General features: G+C 73.7%; 3 protein-coding genes (1 of these 3 cut by a window edge). 1 reads left to right on the top strand and 2 read right to left on the bottom strand.

The features are described 5' to 3' along the window. Both IE252_RS34700 and IE252_RS34695 read right to left on the bottom strand, forming a co-directional pair. Positions 1 to 9,216 carry the beginning of a non-ribosomal peptide synthetase gene (locus tag IE252_RS34700; protein ID WP_190093447.1) on the bottom strand. Its footprint begins 12,405 nt before the window's first position, so 9,216 of the gene's 21,621 nt are visible here — the first part of the coding sequence; the start codon lies at positions 9,214 to 9,216; its stop codon lies beyond the left edge, outside the window. Continuing rightward, positions 9,213 to 22,409, bottom strand: coding sequence for an SDR family NAD(P)-dependent oxidoreductase (locus IE252_RS34695; protein WP_190093446.1), 13,197 nt, complete (start codon positions 22,407 to 22,409; stop codon positions 9,213 to 9,215). Before IE252_RS34695 ends, IE252_RS34700 begins: the two co-directional genes overlap by 4 nt. On the opposite strand from IE252_RS34695, the gene IE252_RS34690 reads away from it, so the two are divergent. Beyond that, positions 22,341 to 23,225, top strand: coding sequence for a hypothetical protein (locus IE252_RS34690; protein WP_190093445.1), 885 nt, complete (start codon positions 22,341 to 22,343; stop codon positions 23,223 to 23,225). The genes IE252_RS34695 and IE252_RS34690 overlap by 69 nt on opposite strands.

Genomic DNA, 23,225 nt, shown 5'->3' with positions numbered 1-23,225 from the left:
CGCTTCCTCGACCGGGGCGGCGGTGTGCGGCGGCTCCTGGGCGCCCAGCACCTCGGCCAGCCGCACGGGGTGCGCCCCGGTGAAGTACCCGGCGACCTCGCGGACCGTCGGGCAGTCGAAGAACAGCGTACTGCTGAGCTCGTCGAAGTCGCGGCCGAGCGCGTTGTTCAGCTGGATGACAAGGATCGAGTCGAGACCGAGGTCGAAGAGGTCGGCGTCGGGGGTGAGGTCCCCGGGCGCCATCCGCAGCGTGTCGGCGACCAGCGCGGTGACGTACGCGACGGCGCGCTCCGCGAGGTCGGTGGACGGCGGCTGGGCCTGCGCCGGGCGAGCGCCGAAGAGCCTGAGCAGCTCCGGGCGGCGGGTGTCCAGGAAGTGGTCGGTCAGCTCGTCGAGCGTCCGCAACTCGAAGAAGAGCGTGCTGGGCACGTCCTCGAAGTCCCGCGCGACCGCGTTGTTCATGCCGGAGACCAGGATGGAGTCGAGACCGTAGTCGTGCAGGTTCCGGCCCGGATCGAGCTGATCGTCCGTCAGGCGCAGGGCATCCCGCAGGAGTTGCTCGAAGTAGGCGAGGGTGCGCGCCCGCAGGCCGAGGTCGGGGACAGCGGCAGTGACCGCCGGGAGGGCGTCCGCGTGCGACTCGTCCGTACGGACCGGCGCAGCGCCGCCGTTCTCGGCGACGGTCACCTGCTGGCCCAGGACATGCGCCCCGGCGTCCGGCTGCCCCACCTTGTGGAAGCCCTCGGCCCGCAGTACGTCCACCCAGCTCTCGGGCGTGAGCACCGGGCTGCCCGGGATGCGCAGGTCCGCGTCCCGGTACAGCCACCAGCCGTCGACCAGGCCGAACGTCAGATGCGCCAGGAGCGTGTTGCGGCTCATCTCGTTCATGAAGAGCAGCCCGCCCCGCCGCATGGCCGCCTTCACGTTGCGCAGGGTCAGCGCGATGTCCGCGGTGGCGTGCAGCACGTTGGTGGCCACCACCACGTCGAACCCGCCGGGCTCGATGCCCTGCTCCCCGGGCGGCTTCTCCGCGTTGAAGATACGGGTCGTCAGATACGGGTGGCGCGGCAGCAGTTGCTCCTCGGCGCGGAACAGGAACGCCTTGGAGAGGTCGGTGTAGCAGTACTCCGCGACCGCGTCGCCCAGCGGCTCCAGCGCCGCCAGCACCTTGGCGCTGGTCGCGCCGGTTCCGGCCCCGACCTCCAGGATGCGCGGACGGCGGCCCGGGTGGGCCCGGCGCCAGCGGCGCACCGCGTCCACGACCAGCTCGCTCAGCCGGTCGTTGAAGTAGTCGGCGATCGGGTCGCCCCGGTAGACGCCCTCCACACGGGACATCGAGGAGCCCGGGAAGAGGATCTCGGTGGCGGGGCGCTCCCCGGCGAGGACCTCGCGCAGGGCCAGCAGACAGGACTCGACGAGGTCGACCTGGGCGCGCTGGTTGGCGCCCGGCTGCCAGTCGGCGCGCTCCGCGTACCACTGGCTCCACAGCTCGGCGGGGTCCAGGTCTCGCGCGGCGGGCAGGGCGCGCCGTCCGCCGCGCACCTCGATGAGCCCGGCGGCGGTCAGCACGCGGTCGCTCTCCGCCAGCCAGCGGCCGTACTTGGCGGGGATCCGCCCTTCCAGACCGTCCAGGCCGAGATCGCGCAGCGTGGTGAAGAGCAGCCGCTCGGCCAGCTCGCACAGGCGCGGGTGCGGCAGGAACCGGCCGAGCCGTTCGACCTCGCCGTCCGGTGCGCGGTGCGCGGCCACGACCGCGTGGAGCACGGAGGGCAGCCGGTCCGGCCCGTCCTCGGGCACAGCGGCGGGCGCGCCCGGGCGCGCGTCGGGCACGAGCCCACGCAGCGCCGCCTCGTCGAAGGTGCGCATCAGCGCGATCTGACCGTGCTCGCCGCCGAGGAAGTGCGCGAGGGTGCGCAGGGCTTCCTCGGGGTCGAGGGAGTCGATGCCCGCCGCCGCCATGCGGGCGCGGTAGAAGTCGTCGCTGACGACGCCGGCGACACCCCAGTAGCCCCAGTTGACGGACTTCACCACGGGCCGGGCGGTGCCCGGCGCGGTGGGCCACCGGTCCGCCAGGTCCAGGGCCAGCGCGTCCTTGAAGGTGCACCCGGCCGCGTAGTTTGCCTGGCCCGCGTCCCGTACGAAGCTCTCCACCGAGGAGAAGAAGAGGACGAAGTCCAGCGGCTCGGCGGCGAACGCGCGGGCGAGGTGGACGCCCACGTCGACCTTGGCGGTCAGCGCCGCGCGGAACCGGTCCTCGTCCATGTTGGCCAGCGTCTTGTCCGCCAGCACGATCGCGGAGTGGACCACGCCGTCGATCCGGTCGTGGCGCTCCTTGATGCGCCGGTACGCGGCGGCCAGCGCCGCCTCGTCGCTCGCGTCCGCCTGTATGTACAGGGGCTCCCCGGCGCCGAAGGCCCGCGCCCGCGCCGCCAGGTCGGCGAGGGAGGCCGCGACGGCGCCCTCCAGGGGACGTCGGCCTATCCACACGATCGCCGCCCGGTGGTGCTCGACCATGTGGCGGCTCCACAGCTCGCCGATGCCGCCCGCCCCGCCCACGACGACATAGCGGCCGCCGTCCCGGTAGGGCGCGGTGGCGGGGGCGAGCGGGGCCACGGGCCGCAGCTCCTGGGCGAGCCAGCGGCCCTCGCGCAGGGCGAGCGTGGTCCCGGCCGGGACTGCGGGCAGGGCGAGTCCGGCCGCGCGCAGCGCGTCGCCGGGCGCCTCGGCGGGCAGGTCGAGGAGGCGGACCGTCCAGCGGGTGTGCTCCTTGGCGGCGCTGCCAAGGAGGCCGTGCACACCGGCGTGGGTCGCCGCGACCAGGTCGCCGGCCTGCGCGCGCTGGGTGGCGAAGGTGAGCGCGGTCCAGGTCAGCGACTTGGTGCCGAGGCCGAGCGAGAGCAGCGCCCGCACCAGGCGGTACACCTCGACGGCGCCCCGCTCCTGGCCGGCGACGGGGTCGGACCCTTCGTACGGCGCCACCCAGACGAGGTGCGTGGGCGTCCGCCCAGTGCTGCGGATCCGCTCGGCGATCTCCGCCACCGAGGCCCCCTCGGGCAGCTCCACCAGCCGGTGTCCGGGCGCCAGCGCCCCGAGCTCATCGCGCAGGCGCCGGTCGGCGTCGAAGACGAACACGTCACCGGGCAGTCCCGCCATCTCACCGGTGGCGGAGGGGAGTTCGGCGGGCTTGGGCTCCCACACGGGCAGGAGGGTGCGCAGGGCCGAGGCCCGGCCGCCGTCCATCTTCCCGTCGAGCACCCGGTAGGCGAGGCCCCGCAGCGCGGCGCAGACCCGCCCTCCGGCGTCGGTGAGGTCGATGTCGAGCACCTGGCCCGCGCCCTCGGCCCGCTCCCCGGGCGCCGGGCGCACCCAGGCGTACATCTCCTCCTCGCACTCCGCGAAGACGTCGAGCCGGTCGAGCGCGAACGGCACCGGTGTGGCCGACGCCGCCCGGGGCCGCGACGCCGCGCCCGCCTCCGTGTCGAACCGGGGGTCGAGGCCGAGCGAGGCGTGGATCGCCGCGTCCAGGAAGCCCGGGTGCAGCGCGTACGACTCCAGGGAAGCGCGCGAGCCACCCGGCAGCCGCAGCTCGGCCAGCACCTCGCGCCGCCCGTCGGGGGCGCCCCGGTGCAGGGTGCGCACCAGCCGGAAGCCGGGGCCGTAGGCGACTCCGGCGCGGGCGATGTAGGCGTAGCACTCGTCGCCCGACAGCGGCCGCAGCCGCAGGGCGGCGCGCAGCCGGTCGAGCGCGACCGCGGGCCGCTCTCCGGCGGGCGCGGCGCTCGCGCGTCCCTGGACGTGGACCTGTCCGCCGTCCTGGGCCGAACCGGTCAGCTCGAAGCGGGACGAGTCCGGCGCCGCGTCCTCGGTCAGGGTGAACTCGACCGTGCGGCCCCGGCCCCCGACCGCCACGGGCCGTACCCAGCTGACGTTCTTCAACGTGACCCGCGATCCGGCGGCGGGCAGCGCACGGCGCACGGCCGTGTACGCCATTTCCAGGCTCGCCACGGCCGGGAGCAGCCGCTTCCCGTCGACCACGTGGTCGCGGAGCACGAACTCCTCGCCGGTGAACCGGGAGCGGTAGCGGACCGCGCCGAGCCCGGACACGTTCTCGTGGAGCAGGGGGTGCGCCGGCGCGGGCCCGGATACCTCGACGGCGCGGGCCGGCCACGGGTGGACGACCCGGCTGAACGGGTAGGCGGGCAGGCTGGTCCGGCGGCCTGGCGCGGTCCTGGCCAGCCGCCGCCACTCGACGTCGGCGCCCCGCACCCACGCCTGGGCGAGCTTCTTCGGCTTGCCTCTCTCCAGCCAACCGGCGACCTTGGCCGCGCCGGGGCCGTCGGCGGCGCCGCCACGGGGAACTTCGCCCGTGAAGCGGCGGGCCGAGTCCCGGCCGACGAGGAACAGCGCCAGCTCGTCGGCGAGTTCACCCAGGTCACGGACGACGAACGCCACCCGGTGGGCCATCGCCACCCGGCCCACCTGGAGCGTGTACGCCACATCGCGCAGTCGCAGCGTGGGCCTCGGGCTCTCCAGGGCCGCCCGCAGCTCGCGCGCGTAGGCGGCCAGGTTGTCCGGGGTGCGCGCCGACAGCGGGACCAGCTGCGGGGAGCGGTCGTCGGTGGCGGGCGCGGCGGCCTCGTACTCCTCGAAGATCGCGTGCGCGTTGCTGCCGCCCAGGCCGATGGAGCTCTGCGCCGCCCGGCGCGGGCCCTCGCCCCGCGGCCACTCCCGCAGCCGGTCGACCACGTGGAACGGCGACGTCCCCAGCTTCAGCTGGGGGTTGGGGGTGGTGTAGTTGAGGGTCGGGGGAAGCTCGCCGTGGTAGAGGCCGAGCAGCACCTTGACGGTCCCGGCGAGCCCGGCCGCCGAGTCCAGGTGGCCGAGGTTGGACTTCACCGAGCCGATGCCGCAGTAGCCGGTCTCGTCGGTGGCCTCGCGGTACGCCTCGGTCAGCGCGGCCAGCTCCACGGGGTCGCCGAGCTTGGTGCCGGTGCCGTGCGCCTCCACGTATCCGATGGAGCGCGCGTCGACGCCGGTGCGCTCCAGGGCCCGGCGGATCACCCGGCTCTGGCCGTCGACGCTGGGGCTGTAGAAACCGGTGGCCTGGGCGCCGTCGCTGTTGGTCGCCACACCGCGCAGCAGGCCGTAGATGTGGTCGCCGTCCGCGACGGCGTCCTTGGCCCGGCGGATCAGCAGCGCGGCGACGCCCTCGCCGCCGACCATGCCGTCGGCGGTGGCGTCGAACGCCTTGACGCGGCCGTCGCCGGAGAAGTTGAGTCCGGGCTTGTGGACGTAGCCGCGTCCGTCCGTACTGGCCGCCGAGGCCGCCGCGACCAGGGCGAAGTCGCTCTCGCCGCTCTGCACCGCGCGGGCCGCGAGCGAGAGGGCGCTCAGCGAGGACGAGCAGTTGGAGTGGACGGCGAGGCTGGGGCCGCCGAAGCCGAGCTGGTACGAGATCATCGAGGCGACCGTGCCGCTCTGGGCCATCACCCACGACAGGTACTCCTGCGGATCCTCGATCACGGGCGCCGCGTCCGGGGCGGGCGCTCCGTAGAAGTGGTTGCCGCTGGTGACGTAGACGCCGGTGTCCGGGATGTCGCGGTGGTCGTAGCCCGCGTCCTCGACGGCCTTCCAGGCATGCAGGAGCAGCTGGCGGAACTGCGGGTCCATCAGGGCGACGTGGTTCGGGGAGAGCCGGAAGAACTCGCCGTCGAAGACGTCCTTGTCCGCGAGGGCGGAGCGCAGCGGCACATAGCCGGGCTCGCGCAGCACCCGCTCGGGCACCCCGGCCCCGCGCAGCTCCTCCTCGGTCCAGAACCGGGTGGTGCCGTCGCCGCGCCGCAGGTCCTCCCAGAACTTCCAGTGGTCGTCGGCGTCCCCGAAGCGGCAGGCGATGCCGACGATCGCCACGGCGTCCTCGGGCAGGTCCGCGGCGGCGTCCGGGGCGACCGCGACGGTCTCCTGCTCGGCCCGCGCAGCCGGGACCGCGGCGAGCGAAGTGTGCTCGCGCACATACGCGGCGATGCTGCGCGCGCTGGCGTACTTGAACAGGTCGGCCGCCGCGAACGGCACGCCGAGGCGGTCGGCGATGCGCTCGGCGAGCACCACGGCCGCCAGCGAGTTGCCGCCCACTTCGAAGAAGGAGGCGGTGGGGCCGATGTCGCGGACCTGGAGGACGTCTTGCCAGCAGGCCAGGACCCGCTCCTCGATGTCGGCGAGCGGCACCCCCTCGGGGGCGGCAGGCGTGGGCGCGGCCGTGGCGGGCGCGAGGGAGATCTCGCGCCGCATCAGCGCGTTGCGGTCCACCTTGCCGCTGCCGGTCAGCGGAACGTCGTCGATCGGCACGTAGAAGTCCGGGACCATGTACGACGGCAGCCTCTCGCGCAGGTGCTCCTTGAAGCCGGCCGCGTCCGCCGTGCGCCCCGGGCCCGGCCGGTAGTAGGCGACGAGCTGCTTGGCCGCGTCCTCGCCGCGCGCCACCACGACGCACTCGGCGACGGCCGGGTGAGCGGCCAAGTGGTATTCGATGTCGCCCAGTTCGACCCGGTTGCCCCGGATCTTGACCTGGAAGTCGAGCCGCCCGAGGTAGTCGATCTCACCGTCCTCGTTCCAGCGCGCCAGGTCGCCGGTGCGGTAGAGCCGCGCGCCCGCCACCAGCGGGTGGGGCACGAACTTCTCGGCCGTGAGCTCGGGGCGGTTGACGTACCCCTCGGCGAGCCCGGTCCCGGCGATGCACAGCTCGCCCGGCTCGCCCTCGGCCACCGGCCGCAACCCCTCGTCCAGGATGAGGACTTCGGTGTTGGCGATCGGCCTGCCGATGGTGATGGGCGCGTCGGGGCGGACCAGGGTGCCGGTCGAGTAGACGGTGGTCTCGGTCGGCCCGTACAGGTTCCAGGCCTCGGTGCCGGTGCTCAGGAAGTGGTCCTTCAGCGTACGGGACAGGGCCTCGCCGCCGGTGAAGACCCGCACGCCCTCGGTGTTGCGCCAGCCCGAGTGGAACAGCATGCTCCAGGTCGCCGGGGTGGCCTGCATGACCGTGGGGCGCACCTTGCCGATGCGCTCCTTCAGCCGGTCGACGTCCTTGATCGTCGCGCTGTCGCACACATAGCAGCGCCCGCCCGTGACCAGCGGCAGGAACAGCTCGACCTGCGCCATGTCGAAGCTGACGGTGGTGACCGCGAACAGCGTGTCGGTGCGGCCGAGTCCGGGTTCGGCGGCCATCGAGCGCAGCAGGTTGGTGAAGCCTCGGTGCGGGATCATCACGCCCTTGGGCTTGCCGGTGCTGCCGGAGGTGTAGATGACGTACGCGAGGTCCGCCTCGGTCACCCTCACCCCGGGCCGCTCGCCCCGGGCCGCTGCGGCCGCGAGGTCGTCCCGCTGCTCGTCGAGGACCACGAGGCCGCCCGGCGCGGCCGCCCGCGCCTCGGCCGGCCGCGCGTCGAGCAGAGCCTGGGCCCGCGCCTTGAGCCGGGTCTGGGTGACGACCAGGGAGGTGCCGCTGTCCCCCACGATGTCGGACAGCCGCGCGGCGGGCAGCTCCGGGTCCAGCGGAACGTAGGCGGCGCCCGCCTTGAGGATGCCGAGCAGCGCCACGACCATCGCGGCCGAACGGTCGAGGAAGACCGTCACCAGGTCGTTGGGACGCACGCCCCGCGCCACCAGATGGGCCGCCAGCGCGTCGCTGCGGCGGCGCAGTTCGTCGTACGTGAGGATCTCGTCCGCACCGGTCACCGCGACCGCGTACGGGGTCCGGGCCGCGGCCGCGTCGACCAGGTCGTGCACACAGGGGCCGTCGGCCGCCACGGGACCGGCGTCGGCCGCGAAGAGCGCGCGCAGCTCGTCCAGGCCGACCTCCGGGTCGGAGGTGACGGCTTCGAGGACGCGCCGGTAGCGCTCGCCCAGGCCCGCCACGAAGTCGGCGCCGAACAGCTCCGGGTGGTACTTCCAGTGCAGCGCGTACCCGTCGCCCTTGCCCCACACCTCGACGGACAGCTCGTACTCGCCCTCCTGGTGCAGCTCCTCGACCAGCTCGTAGGGGCGGTCCGGGTCCGCGATGCCGTCGAGCACGTCCTGGAAGACGAACGCGGTCTGGAAGACCGGCGAGCGGCCGGACGGCGCGGCCTGGGCCAGCTCGCGGGCGAGCGCGGCGAACGGGTAGCTGTGCAGCATCCCGTCGGCGACCTCGCGCTGCACCTGGGCCACCAGCTGCCCGAAGGTTCCGCCCCCGGCGAGATCCACCCGGACGGGCATCATGTTGATCATGAGCCCCATGGCATCGGCGAACCCGTCGCCGCCCCGCTCGTTCACCGGCATCCCGACGACGACCTCGCGCTCCTCGGAGTAACCCGCGAGCGTGACGGCGTACGCGGCGAGCATGACCGTGGAGGCGAAGGCGCGCCGGTCGGCGGCCGTCTCCCGGACGGCGCGGGCGAGTTCACCGGACAGCTCGCTGAAGCGGGTCTCCCCCGCGAAGCGGTCCACGACCTCGGCGTACGGCCGGTCGGTGGGCAGGCTCAGCGCTGCGGGCGGGCCCGCCAGCTTCTGTCGCCAGTAGCCGAGCAGCTCCGCGCGCCGGCCCGGCAGCGTCGCGCGCTCCTCGCGCACGAACGCCTCGAAGTCGGCGCCCGATCGGGCCGCGTCCGGCTCGCCCCCGGCCAGCAGCGTCTCGTACGTGTCGAACAGCACCCGCGCGAGGAGCCGGGCCGAGCTTCCGTCGAAGACGAGGTGGTGGACGCTGACGAGCACGATCGAGGTGTCCGCCGGGCGGGCGAAGACCCGGATCCGCAGCAGCGGCTCCCCCTCCATGGCGAACGGCCGCTTGTGCTCGGCCTCCACGGCCGTCAGCGCCCCGGCCTCCGCCGACGCGCGCAGATCCACGCGCGCGTAGTCGAGCTCACGGCCCGGGTCGACCGACTGCACGGGCCGGTCGCCCTCGCGGCCCAGGACCGTGCTCAGCACCGGATGCCGCCGGACGACCGCGCGGCAGGCCCGCTCGAACACCGCCTCGTCGAGCCCGGAGACCCGGAAGCAGAGGGGAACGTTGTAGGCGGCCATCTCCGGATACGCCTTCTGGAGCGCCCAGAGACCGCGCTGGCCCTCGGAGAGCTCGTACGTCCGCGCGCCCGCCCTGAGCCGCCGCAGCAGGTCACCGACCTCGCTGTCGGTGACCTTGCCCGCCCTGTAGTCGGCGATGAGGGCGCTGAGCTCGTGCTTCACTTCTGAGTTCTCTCTCCGTCGAGGAGCGCGATGGCGTCGTCGAGGTCCAGGTCGCCGTCACCCAGGCGCTCCAGCACCTCCAGGACCTCGGACTGCGGGGCGGTTTCGGGGGCGGGGCGCGTACGCCCCACGGGAACCAGCCGGGCGACCCCTTCGGGGTGGGAGGCCGCCAGGTGCGCGGCCAGCTCGCCGACCGTGGCGTACTCGAACAGCGCGCTGGGCACGAAGCCCGGCGCGACGGTCGCGGCCAGCTCGCGGGTCAGCCGGACGATTCCCAGCGAGCTCAGGCCCAGCTCCAGGAACCCGGCGTGCGGTGCGACCTGCCGGGCGTCGTGGCCCAACTGGTCGGCGAGCAGCCCGCACAGGAACCCGAGCGCCCGCTCTTCGGCGACCTCGGTGGTCACGGCGCGGTGCGGCACGGGCTCGCCGTCGGCGAGGAAGCGCCAGTGCGCGGCGGCGGGCCGAAGCCGCGCCATCGGCGTCGGCCGTACCGGGGCCGCGGGCTCCGGTGCCGGCGCGGGCCGGGCGTCCGCTGCCGCCGACACCCAGTGCCGGTCCTTGGCGAACGGGTACGTGGGCAGGTGGAGGCGGCGCGGCGGGACCTCGTGCAGCGCGCTCCAGTCGACCGCGTACCCCTCCAGCCACAGCTCGGCGATCTTGCGCCAGTTGCCCTGCGCGGCCCATCGGCCGACCAGTTGCTCGCGCACCTCGTCCTCGTCCAGCAGCCGTGCGCCGGACGGGCGTGCCTCGACGCGGCCCCGCCAGAGGTCCGTGGCGGCGGCGCCGTCACCGGTGAGGAAGCGGCCGAGGCCGTCCTTGACCTCGTCGAGGCTGTGGGCGCGCAGCACCAGCCGCTCCTCCAGGGCGACCCGGCCGGTCTGGAGGGTGTGGGCGAGGGCGGACAGGTCGAGGTCGTCGTGCGCGTCCAGGAAGCGCAGCAGCTTGTGCGCGTACGCGCGCAGCCGGTCCTCGTCCTTCGCGGACAGCGGGACCAGCACCCCGCCGGGGACGTCCGACGGCCGCGCCGCCTGTGGCGCGGGCGCCTCCTCCAGGACGACGTGCGCGTTGGCACCGGTCGCGCCGAACGCGCTGACCCCGGCCCGGCGCGGCGCGCCGTCCTCGCTCTCCCACGCCGCCAGCTCCGTCTGGAGCCGGAACGGCGAGTCGGCCAGGTCCAGGTACGGGTTGGCGCGCTCCGCCGGTACCAGCGGGGTGAGTGTGCGGTGGTGGAGCTGGAGCACGGCCTTCGTCAGCGCGCTGATCCCGGCCGCCGACTCGGCGTGCCCGATCGCCGACTTGACCGAGCCGAGCGCACAGAAGCCCGTACGGTCGGTGTGCGCCCGGAAGGCCCGCTCCAGGGCCTCCACCTCCATCAGGTCACCGATCTCGGTGCCGGTGCCGTGCGCCTCCACGTATCCGAGCGAGGCGGGGTCGACCCCGGCCCGGTCCAGGCAGTCGGCGACGACGGCCTGCTGCGCGGCGGCCGACGGCACCCGGAAGCCGGGGGTGCGGCCGGAGTGGTTGACCGCGCTGCCCTTGATGACCGCGTACACCGCGTCGCTGTCCTCGACGGCCCGGCTCAGCGGCTTGAGCAGCACCGCGCCCACGCCCTCGGCCGACACATAGCCGTCTGCCCCGGCCCCGAACGACCGCGCGGGCGCCTCCTGGGCGAGCAGACCGAGCAGGCCGTACGTGCGGTACTTGCCGGGATGCAGGGAGAGGTTGACCCCGCCTGCGAGCGCGGCGTCGCACTCGCCCCGGCGCAGCGCCTCCACCGCCAGGTGCACGGCGCTGAGCGAGGACGCGCAGACCGTGTCGACGGCCAGGGACGGGCCCTGGAAGTCGCAGAAGTGCGAGACGCGGTGGGCGATGGTGGCCGCGTTCAGGGCCTGCGCGACGCGCTGCCCCTGCCGTACGGCCTCCTCCTGGAGCAGGGCGTAGTCCCGGTGCATGACACCGACGTACACGCCCACCGCACGCCGCCGCTCCCCGTCCCCGGCGGCGGTCAGGGCGTCCGGGGTGTACCCGGCGTCCTCCACGGTCTCCCAGCACACTTCGAGGAACAGCCGTTCCTGCGGGTCGAGTTGGGCGGCCTCGTCCGCCGGGATGCCGAAGAAGGCCGCGTCGAAGGAGTCGACGTCGTCGACGAACCCGCCCCAGCGGGACAGGCCCGGATGGGCGTCCCGCGCCCACCGGCCGGCGGGCACCTCGCCGACGCAGTCCCGGCCCGCCTTCAGGTTCTCCCAGAACTCGGCGACGTCGGCGGCCTTCGGGTAGCGCCCGGCGATGCCGACGACCGCGATGTCCTGGCTGTCGAGCAGCTGGGACCGTCCAGCCTGCGGCTGCCGGGTGCTCCGGCGCTCGCGCGGAACCGGAACCTGTACGGGTCGCTCGGCGACGGCCGTTCCGGACGCGCTCAGGTGGTCCGCCAGCGCCCCGACCGTCGCGTGCTCGAAGAGCAGCGTCGGCGACAAGCGCGTGTCCAGCGCCTGCTCCAGGCGGCCGGCGACCTGGAGCAGCTTGGCCGAGTCCAGGCCCATCTCGTAGTAGCTGAGGGTCCTGGAGACCTCACCGGCGGGTACGCCCAGCTGCTCGGCGATGACGGACGCGACCACCGAGCCGACGGCGTCGGCGGAGGCCGACGGCGTCACGGCAGCCGCGAGCGGTGCCACGGGCGCGACCGACGCCTGCGTGCGGCGGGCCGGGTCGATCAGGCCCGCGTGCCGCACCAGCTTGCTGCTGAAGTCCGTCAGTTCGCCGGTCTTGCGGCCCTCCGCGTCGAAGAACTCCATGGTGAAACCGAGCAGTTCCTCGCTCCGGCGGACCGAGGACCGCCGCACGCGGGTGCGGCAGGCGTCGCCGAAGGCGGCGGACGCGCGGAACGAGCCGTAGTGCAGCGGCAGGAACAGCTTGGCATCGCCGCTCTCCGCGTACGCCAGGGCGCCGCTCGCGCCGACGGCGCTGCCGTCGATGAGGGTGGGGTGGAAGAGCTCCCCGCCCGCACCCCCGGCCACGCCGAGCCGCACCCAGATGTCCTCGGCGCCGACGGACACCGTGCCGTCGGCCTTCATGGGCCCGGAGTGGGCCACTTCCCGGGCCCGGTAGGCGCCGTACACCTCGTCGAGGCCGGTCACTCGCGCCCCGGGCTCGGCGTCGGCGGAAAGGTGCTCGCTGAAGGAGACCGGGCTGGTGAGGCGGTGCATCTCGGCGGTGACGTACCGCTCCGCGTCGGCTCCGGTGACCTCGATGCGCCAGCCGTCCGGGGCGTGCTCGACGGCCTCGACACGGAGGTCGAGGGAGCTGTCGGCGTCCACGCCCAGCGGGCGGTGGATCGACAGGTCGCGCAGCTCCAGCGTGTCGTGGGCGAAGCCCGACTCGGCGAAGCACCGGTACAGCAGGTCGATCCAGGCCAGGCCGGGCAGCAGTCGGCGGCCGTAGACGCGGTGGTGGTCCATGACCGGGTCCCCGGCCGTCACGCGCCGGGTCCACACCTGCGTCCCGGCGGATCCGGCCCGCGTGACCCGCGTGCCCGTGCGCACATCGGTCCGGGTCAGCTCCGGCAGCGCGACCGGACCGCGGGTGGCCGGACCCGCGGGCGCGGGGCGGTGTTTGAGGATCACGTGTCCGTTGGTGCCGCCGTCGGCGAAGCTGCTCAGCGCCGCGTACGGCAGGGCCGCCTCCGCCGCCTGCCGGGGGAAGGCGAGGCCGGCCGCGTCGAGGGAGAAGTGCTCCATGGGCTCCTGGCCCGAGCGGAACGGCACCATCCGTTGGTGGTGGACCATCAGCGCGACCTTGATGAAGGCGGCGATGCCCTCCGCGCACAGCGGATGCCCGATGTTGGGCTTCATGGAGCCCAGGTGCAGCGGCGCGGCGGTCGGCTCGCCGTCGCGGTAGACCGCCTGGACGGCCTTCAGTTCGAGGAGGTCGGTCAGCTGCGAGCCCGAGCCGTTGACCTCCAGGTAGCGCACGTCCAGCGGCGCGCGGCCCGCCTGGCGCAGCGCGTCGCGCATGACCTGCTTCTGGGCCTGGAGGTTGGGGGTGGCGGGCCCGGCCGTACGGCCGTCGTTGTTGATGGCGATGCCGTCGACCACGGCGTACACCGTGTCGCCGTCCCGCTCCGCCTGCTCCAGCGGCTTCAGTACGACGACACCGCAGCCCTCGCCGAGGACCACTCCGGCGGCGCGGCGGTCGAAGACGTGGAACTCGCCCCGCTCCTGCAACAGGCCCCGTCGGCGGAAGAGTTCGTGGTCCTCGGGGTCCGTGAGCAGGCTGACGCCCGCCACCACCGCGAGGTCCACCGACCCGGCCGCCAGCGCGTCGGTGGCGAGCTTCATCGCCACCAGCGAGGAGGAGCAGGCCGTGTCCAGGACCATGGCCGGGCCGCGCCAGTTGAAGAACTGGGAGATGTTCGCGGCCAGGTAGTTCTGCCCGACCGTCATGATCGGGTTGCGCGCCCCGGCCACCAGGCCGTTGTCGGCCCGGCCCCGGCCACGTGCGCCGACGTACACGCCGGTGTTGCTGCCGTCGAGCTCGCCGAAGCGGTAGCCCGCGTGGTGGACCGCCTTGAGGCTCTCCTCCAGGAGCACCAGCGCCTGCGGGTCCATCGCCCGGACGTCTTCGGCGTGGAGCATGAAGTACCCGGCGTCGAAGCCGTGGATGTCGTCGACGAGTCCGGCGGTGAAGTCGGTCGCCCGTCCCCAGCGGTCCTCGGGGACCGTACGGATGGCGGAGCGGCCCTGCGAGAGCAGGTCCCAGTACGCGTCGAGGTCGGGCGCGCCGGGCAGTCGGCAGGCCATGCCGATGACGGCGACCGGGCCGGCGGTGGGAGCGGCGGGCACGGCCGGTGCCGTGACCACGGCCTCGGCCACTGCGGGGGCGGGGGCCGCCGGGAGCGGCGCGGGCGGCTCCTGCGGGAGCGGCGCGGGCGCGGGGGCGAACTCGGCCGCGACCTCGGCTCCGTGCGCGCCGAGCAGCCACCCCGTCAGCTCGTGAAGGGTGGGGTGCTCCAGGAGCACGGACGGTTCGAGCGGCACGCCGAGGCGCTGCTTGATCCGCTGGAGGATCTGGGCGAGCAGGATGGAGTCCGCGCCATAGTCCGCGTACGAGGTGCGCTCGTCCAGCACACCGGGCTTCAGCTTGAGCTCGGCCTCGAAGGTCTCGCTCAGGAACGCCATCAGACGCGGACCGGCGTCGCCACCGTCGGCGGACACGGGTACGGACACAGGCGCGGCGGGCGCCACGGCGTCGGCCGCCGGGGCCGTCCGCGCCGCCGTGCGCCGCTTCGGCCGCGGCAGCGCCGCCACGTCGAAGCCTGCGGGCTCCACGTGCACCGGCATGACCACCGGTGCGTAGCGCGAGGTGACGACCTGGTCGAGGAGGTCCAGCCCCTGACGGTCGGTGATGCTGAGCAGCCCGGTGTCGGTGTACGCCTGGTTCTTGACCTCGCCGAAGCCGGTCTCGCGCCAACTGGGCCACTGGACGCTGGTGATCGGCAGGGCATGGGCGTGCGCCTGGGCGAAGTAGTCCAGGAACGCGTTGCCCATGGCGTAGTCGCTCTGGCCCGCGCCGAGCGCGGGGACGGCGGCGGAGACGGAGGAGAAGAGCACCACGAACCGGAGCGCCGTGGCGTCCAGTGCCGCCAGCAGGTTGCGGGTGCCCTCGATCTTCGGCGAGACCACGCGCGCGATGCCCTCGGCGGACTTGCGCACGAACGCCGGGTTCTCCGTGTCGACAAGACCGGCGGCGTGGATGACACCGGCGATCCGGCCCATCGTCGTCTCGATCGCCTCGATGCCGGCCGCGACCTCGTCGGCGCGGTCGAGCGGCAGCGCCAGGACGCGCACCTCCACGCCCCTGGCCTCCAGGTCGAGCACGGCGCGGATCTTCGCGCGGACCGCCGGGGCGCAGGCCTCGGGGTCGCTCCACAGGTGGCGCGGGGGCAGCGGCTCCTTACCGGTCAGCACCAGTCGGCGCACTCCGCGCCGCTCCACGAGATGGCGGGCGCAGAGCAGGCCGAGGCCCCGGGTGCCGCCTGTCACCAGCAGCACCTCGTCCTCGGCGAGGTCCGCCCGTCCGCTGGTCTCGCGCGGGGCGAGATCGTCGAGGGCGGGGGCGTGCCGGACGCCGTCGTGGTGGCAGATCTCCGACTCGGCGCCGGGTCCGTCGAGTTCGCGCCGGACGACGGCGGCGAGCTCGGCGGCTCCCCGGGTCGCCGGGTCGAGGTCGAGGTGGCGGGAGGTGAGGCCGCCGTATTCGCTCTGGAGCATCCGGTACAGCCCGACCCGCGCCGCACCCGCCAGGTCCTCCCGGGTCCGGGTGCGCCCGAACGATTCGAGGCCCTGGGTCACGTACAGCAGATCGATGTCCCGCGAGGACTTCGCCGTGAGGACGTTCTGGAGCAGCGCCAGGCACTCGCCGGACGGCTCCCGCTCGGTGAGGCCGGTGAGATCGACGAAGGCGTTGGCGCGCTCGATCCGCCCGGCGAGCCGCTGCTCGGCGCCGGGGCCCGGCTCCACCAGGGTCGCCTCGTCGCACAGCCCGGCCAGCGCCGAGGCGAGCGGCGCGGTCGCGGCGTCGTGCAGGACCAGGGCGCTCACCCGGCGCGGGGGGACCCCGTCGAGCGGGGCCGGGAGCCACCGCTTGGCCAGGAAGCGCACGTCGGCGCGCGGGGTGGCGGTCAGGTCGCGGCCCCCGGCGTCGGCCGTGCTCGCGGCCGGCTCCGGCACCCAGTGGCGGTCCCGGGCGAACGGGTACGTCGGCGCGCTCACCCTGCGCGGCGCGTCCGCGCCGACGTACAGCTTCTGCCAGTCCAACGAAGCACCCCGTACCCAGAGTTCCGCGAGCCGTGCGAGATCTCCGCGCTCGGCGAGCCGGTCGGTGGTCCGTGCGAGCTCCTCGGCCGGGATCAGCGACAGGGCTTCGCGCCCCGCCTTCACGCTGCCGTTCACCAGGCCCACGACCTCGCCCTCGGCCGACAGGTACCGCTCCAGGCGGTCGGCGAGCGAGGCGAACGAGTCGGCGACGACGGCGAGCCGGGCGTCCATCGCCTCGCGGCCGGTCTGCAGCGTGTACGCCAGATCGGCGGGCGCCACCGCGTCGGGGCCGTCCGCCGACTCCCGTACGAAGCGCAGCAGCCGCGCCGCGTAGGCGCGCAGCCGCTCCTCGTCCTTGGCCGACAGCGGGAACAGCAGCGGCTGCCCGGAAACGCCGGTGCCCGGGCGGCTATCCACGTACTCCTCCACCAGCAGATGCGCGTTGGAGCCGCCCGCGCCGAACGAGGAGATCCCGGCGAGCCGGGGACGGACCTCGCCGTCGACGACCGGGCGCTCCCACGCGCGCAGTTCCTGGTTGACGACGAACGGCGTACTGCTGAAGTCGATGTTGGGGTTGAGGGTGCGCGAGTGCAGGGAGGGCGCGATCTGGCCGTGCCGCAGTTGCAGCAGCACCTTGGTGAGCCCGGCGATCCCGGCGGCGCTCTCGCAGTGGCCGATGTTCGACTTGGCGGAGCCGAGGTGGCAGTACTGGGTGTCGGCGGATCCGGTCGCCGCGCCGAACGCCTGGCTGAGACCGGTGATCTCGATGGGGTCGCCGAGCTTGGTGCCGGTGCCGTGGGCCTCGACGTAGCTGATGGCGCGGGCGTCGACGCCGGCCTCGTCGAGCGCCTCGCTGATCGCGGCTTCCTGCGCCCGGGGGTTGGGCACGGTGTAGCCGTTGGTGCGGCCGCCGTGCGAGACACCGCTGCCCTTGATGACGCCGTAGATGTGGTCGCCGTCGCGCTCGGCGTCGCGCAGCGGCTTCAGCAGCACCACTCCGACGCCTTCGCCGGGGATGTAGCCGTCGCCGCCGATGCCGAAGCTCTCGCAGTGGCCCTTGCTGGAGATGAACTGGCCCGCGCTCAGGCTCAGGTACTTGTTGGGGTGGACGGTGACGTTGACGCCGCCCGCGAACGCCAGCTTGGTCCGGCCCTGGCGCAGGTCCCGGCAGGCCAGCTCGATCGCGGTCAGCGAGCTGGAGCACATGGTGTCCACGGTCATGCTCGGGCCGTGCAGGTTCATCACGAACGAGACGCGGTTGGCGACGCTCGCGTAGCTGCTGCCCAGCGCGTTGGGGTTGCCGCGCGGGGCGCCGCCACCCGGGAAGAGCAGCTGGTACTGGCCCCACATCACGCCCGCGTACACACCGACCCGGCCGCCGAGACGGCGCAGCTGCTCGCGGGTGTGGCCCGCGTCTTCGAGCGCCGTCCAGGCGTGCTCGAGGAACAGCCGTTCCTGCGGGTCGAGGTAGTCGGCCTCGTGCGGGGAAATGTTGAAGAAGAGCGGGTCGAAGCGGTCGACCTCGGCGATGAAGCCGCCCCACTTGCTGTAGTGGCGGCCGGGTGCGGTCCGGTCCTCGCTGTAGTGCTCGCGCCAGTCCCAGCGGTCCTGCGGCACCTCCACCACGCAGTCACGCCCGTCGCGCAGATTGGCCCAGTACTCGGCGAGGTCACGCGCCTCGGGGTAGCGGCCGGAGAGGCCGATGACGGCGATGTCGAGCGCGGAGGAGCGGGGCGCGGCGGGCTCGGCCACCTCGACGCGGGGCGCGGGCGGCGCGTCGGCGACCGCGGCGCCGGCCGGCCCGACGGCGTCGGCCGCCTCGGCGGTCCCGGCTGCCTGCGCCACCTCGGCGAACAGCGCCTCCAGCACCGCACGGTGCCGCGCGACGAAGTATCCGCTCAGCTCGGCGAGCGTGTGGTACTCGAACAGGAGCGTCTTGGAGAGCGGGCCGAACGTGGCCTCAAGACCCGACGTCAGCTCGGTCGCCAGGATGGAGTCCATCCCGTACGCACCGAGGAGTTCGTCCGCCTCGATCTCCCCCACGGCCAGCCCGGTGAGCTTGCCCAGCGCCTCCTTCAGGAAGCGGACGGCCCGCCCGGTGAGCGTACGGTCGTCGACAGCGTGCGACTCGACGACGGTGGCCTCGGCGACGACGCCCACGGGCTGCGGGGCGGCGGAACCGGTCTCCAAGTACGCCTGCAGCCGGGCCCGTTCGCCCGCGCCCACCACGATCTGCGGCTCGCCGGCCGCGAGCGCACGATGGAAGGCGTCGATGCCCGCCGAGGTCGCCATGGGGACCATCCCGGCGCGCGTCCGCAGCGCGTCGCGCGTGGCCGCGTCGACGCCCATTCCGCCGCTCTCCCAGAGCGGCCAGCCGATGGCGACGCTGCGCCCGGCGCGCTCGCCCGCGCGCACCAGGGCGTCGCGGTGGCGGGCGAAGCGGTCGAGGAAGGCGTTGGCCACGGCGTAGTCGGCCTGGCCGACGTTGCCGGTCGCACCCATGATGGAGGAGAAGAGGACGAAGAAGTCGAGGCCCTCGTCCTTGGTCGCCTCGTCGAGGGCGACCGCTCCGGCGAGCTTGGGGCGCAGCACTCGGGTCAACTCCGCCGCGGACTTCTTCAGCAGGAAGTTGTCGTGCAGCACGCCCGCGCCGTGCACCACTCCGTGCACGGCCCCGTGGCGGCGCACGAGGTCGGCGACGAGTGCGGCGGTGCCGTCCGCGTCCGCCGCGTCGAGGACGTGGTACTCGACGCTCGCGCCGGTCCGCCGCAGCGCGTCGAGCCCGGCCCGCCGCTCCGCGTCCGGCTCGGCACGACCGGTGAGGCACAGCACCGCGCCGCTCGCCCGGCGGGCGATCTCCTCGGCGAGGATCAGACCGAGGCCGCCCGCGCCCCCGGTGACGAGGTAGACACCGCCCTCGCGCCACACCACCGGCCCGGCGTCCGGGAGTTCGCCCACCGGCTCCCAGCCGAGCACCTGGCGGCGCCCGCCTTCGCTGCGGACCTGCTGGTCCCAGGGGGTGCGCGCCCCCTCGGCGAGCGCCTCGGCGAGATCCGCGGCCGGGGCGTCGGCGGGAACGGCGACGACCTGCCCGAGGAGCAGCGGGTTCTCCAGGTGCGCGCTCTTCAGCAGACCGGCCAGGGCTTCGTACGCGTACGGTCCGCCGTCGGCGGGCACCAGCGCCTGCACCAGTACGGGAGCGGTCGGCCTGCCGAGGAGGATGCCCTTGACGGCGTGCAGCAGCTCGACCGCGTGAGCGGTGACGGCCTCCGGGGCGCCCCCGCTCCCGGCCGTCTCCGGCGGGTCCAGGAATGTGATCTGCGGCGCCAGTCGGCGCAGCTCCGCGAGCCGCTCGCCGAATCCGCAGGCCAGCACCGTCTGGGCGGTGGGAGCGGCGGACTCGACGTTCGCGGGGGCGGGCCGGTCGTGCCAGACGGGCCGGAACAGGGTCACCGGGGCATCGGCCCGGCCGACGGCGCTCTCGCGCGTGGAGTAGCCGCGCAGGGTCGTGAAGATCCTGCCGTGCTCGTCGCACAGGTCCAGGTCCCACCGCCGCACCCCGGCGGTGCCGCCGGAGGCCGCGCGGATCCAGGCGTACGCGGTCACCGGGGTCGGGCCGTGCACCTCCAGCGCGTCGAGCGCGAACGGCAGCGCAGCGCTCCAGACCGTGCCCGTGCGGGCGTCGTGGATCTGCGGGGCGTAGACGGCCTGGAGGGCGCCGTCGAGGATGCTGGGGTGGAGTACGAAGCCGTGCCGGTCCTCGCCCAGCGCGTCCGGCAGGGCGAGCGCGGCCAGCATCTCGCCGTCGCCCAGGCGGACTTCGCGCAGCGAGCGGTGTGCGTCGCCGTAGTCGAGCCCGGCGCCGCGCAGAGCGGCGTAGCACTCCTCGCGGCCCAGCTCGGCCGTGCCCATCCGGGCCTTCAGCGAGGCCAGGTCGAGCACGCCGGGCTCCTGGGCGCCTCCGCGCGAACCGGTGCCGCGCGAGTGCACGATGCCGTCGCGCCCTCCGGTGCCGATCGCGTACGTGAAGCTGCCCTCGCCGTCGTCGGTCAGGGCGGTGTAGGCGGTGCGGGGCTCGTCGGCGGCGACGAACGGCCGCTGCCACACCACATGGGCGAGCCGCACCGGGGCGTCCGGGTCGGCCGCCGTGGCGCGGACCAGAGCCTCGCGGGCCATCTCCAGATACGCGACGGCGGGCAGTACCTTCTCGCCGCGCACCCGGTGATCCCGCAGGTAGAAGTCCCGGCCGGAGAGGGTGGCACGGTAGCGGCAGGGGTCGCCCGACACCGGGGCCCCGAGCAACGGGTGAGCGCGCAGCGGCGGCTCGGCCGCAGGGGCCGTGCCGGTTTCCGGCTCGTCGTGGAGCCAGTACCGCTTCTTGGCGAAGACGTGCGTGGGCAGGGGTACGCGCCGGGGCCTCGGCCCGTCCTCGTACAGCCGCTCCCAGTCGACGTCCGCGCCGCGCACCCAGGCCTCGGCCAGCGGGCCGCGCTCGCGCCCGGACACGAGGGTTCCGGCGCGCCGCTTGGCGCTCCCCCGATGGATGTCCACTCCGCCGTCACCTGCGAGGAAACGTTCCAGCAGAGCCGCGAGAGCGTCGGGGTCCGCCACCACCAGTGCGAGGCGCTCGGTCAGGGCCGCGCGGCCGGTCTGCGAGGTGTACGCCAGATCGGCGAGCCCGGCCGCGTCCGGCCGCTCCCGGCGGACGTGGTCGAGCAGGAGCTCCGCCTGCCGTACGAGCTGCGGCTCGCTCTCGGCCGACAGGAGGACGAGGGAGGGAACGGCGGGCGACTCGGGCCTTTCGGCGCCTCCCTCGACGTACTCGGCCACGATCACATGCGCGTTGCTGCCGCCGGAGCCGAAGCTGCTGACTCCGGCGAGCCGCGCCCGGCCGCCCCGGGGCTCCCATTCGGTGAGCCGGTCGACCACCGAGAACGGTGAACCCTCCAGGCTGATCTGCGGGTTGAGCTCGGTGTAGTGGAGCGAGGCGGGCAGGGCGCCGTGCCGCATCGACAGGACGATCTTGAGCAGGCCGGTGATGCCCGCGGCCGCTTCGAGGTGGCCGAGGTTGGTCTTCACGGAGCCGAGGCCGCACGGGGTGGCGCTCCCGGCGAACGCCCGCGTCAGGCCCTGGACTTCGATGGGGTCGCCGAGCGCAGTCCCGGTGCCGTGCGCCTCCACATAGCTCACGCCCGACGGCTCCACGCCCGCGTCGGCCAGCGCGGCGGTGATCAGCCCGGCCTGCATCGCGGCGCTGGGCACGGTCAGACCGCCCGACTGGCCACCGTGGTTGGTGGCGGTGCCCTTGATGACGGCGTGCACATGGTCGCCGTCCGCGAGCGCCTTCGCCAGCGGCTTCAGCAGGACGACGGCGCCGCCCTCGGAGCGCACATAGCCGTCGGCGGACGCGTCGAACGTCTTGCACAGGCCGTCCGGGGAGAGCATGCCCGCCTGGTGGTAGGCGACGCTACTGGCCGGGTGGCACAGTACGTTGACACCGCCGACCAGCGCGGTCTCACAGTCGCCCGCGCGCAGCGCCCGTACCGCCGAGTGCACGGCGACCAGCGAACTGGAGCAGGCGGTGTCGACCTGGACGCTGGGGCCGCGAAGGTCGAAGAAGTACGACACGCGGTTGGCGATGATCGCCATGGATGTGGTCAGGCCGCTGTGCGCGCGCACCGGCAGCCTGCGGGTGTCCATGACGCGCTGGTAGTCGGAGCCACTGGCGCCGATGAACACGCCCGTCGGGGTGCCGGAAACGGCGCTCGGCGAGTATCCGGCGTCCTCCAGACAGGCCCAGCCGAGCTCCAGCATCCAGCGCTGCTGGGGGTCCATGCGCCGGGCTTCGTTGGGCGAGATACGGAAGAGCCCGGGCTCGAAGCATGCCGCGTCCTGGACGAAGCCGCCCCGGTCGATGCCGGGGTGGGTGTCGGGGCCGATGCCGTCGGGCCACTGCCAGCGGCCGTCCGGGAGGGTGCCGACGGCCGAGCGCCCGTCCGCGAGGAGCTCCCACAGCGCGCTGTGGTCGTCGACGCCGCCGGGCAGCCGGCAGGCCATGCCGATGATCGCGATGTCGCCGTCGGCGGCCTCGCGAGCCGTCGGCACCGGCTCGCGCACATCGGCGGATTCCACCGGATCCGGCTCCTCGCCGCGCACGCCGTCGAGGAAGGCAATGATTTTGGCGCCGGTGTTGTACTCGAAGAAGAAAAGGGGTTCGAGCGAGATGCCGTAGCGGCCCTCGATTTTGTCCTGGAGGTCCAGGAGACTGGCCGAGTCGAGGCCGAGCTCGAACAGCGGGCTGTCCAGGGAGAGTTGTGCGTCTTTGGCGTCGGAGGTGTCGCCGAGGAGCTCTTCCAGGAATGCCAGGATTTCGACGGCCAATTCAGCGGCCCCGGGTATCACGGCCCGGGAATTCGTCTGGGATTCAACGACCGTATCCCGATCCAGCCGCTCCAGTCGCTTCGTGCGATCGCGCCGGGTGGCCAGATCGTATTCGACGAGGACGCCGTTTCCGCCGTTGACCAGATCGCCCGGCCGATAGCCCGGCACGAGGGAACGTACCTCAGCGCCGTGCAGCTGGTGCATGCGCAAAACGGTATCCAGGCAACGATCTTGCGAATTCTTTGCCTGGATGTAGTCCGCGAGCTCGATCCCTGGGTGCCGCTTGAAGTCCCTGCAGCGGGTGACGCCGACGGCCGTGGCCACGCCTGCGACCTCGCCGCTCCACTCCAGCAGGTGTTCGAGCAGGGCATCACCATACCCGAAGCTCTGCTTCCGCGGATCGATGTTGAGGGACAGCACATGAGCGACGGCCCCGTCGGCCCGGTGCAGCCGGTCGGCCGTGTCGAACCGTACGGTGCGAAGGGCGTGGGGATCGGCGATGCGCTGGGAATAGATGACGCCCCAGACAGCACCCTCGTCCTCGATGACGAATTGGCTCTGCGGGTTGACCGTCAGACGCCGACGGACGACCCGTGCGGAGACCCGCAATTCCTCGGCCCAACACATCTCTTCCAGCTCCATGAGCCGGGTGAGATCGGACAGGCGGGCACGACGAATGGTTCCCTTGTGCTCGCGAAGCATAGATGTGGTGACCCGTCCCCCGAGTGCCGGGCACTTCACAGTGGCCGAACGACCGTAAGTTCTGCTTGCGGCAAGTTGCGGCGCCGCAAAATATACACTCGATCGGGCAGTTGA

Source organism: Streptomyces melanogenes, assembly GCF_014649795.1.
GTDB lineage: Bacteria > Actinomycetota > Actinomycetes > Streptomycetales > Streptomycetaceae > Streptomyces > Streptomyces noboritoensis.
The sequence above is the reverse complement of the archived record's forward strand: the minus strand, read 5'-3'. Positions and strand labels throughout refer to the sequence as shown.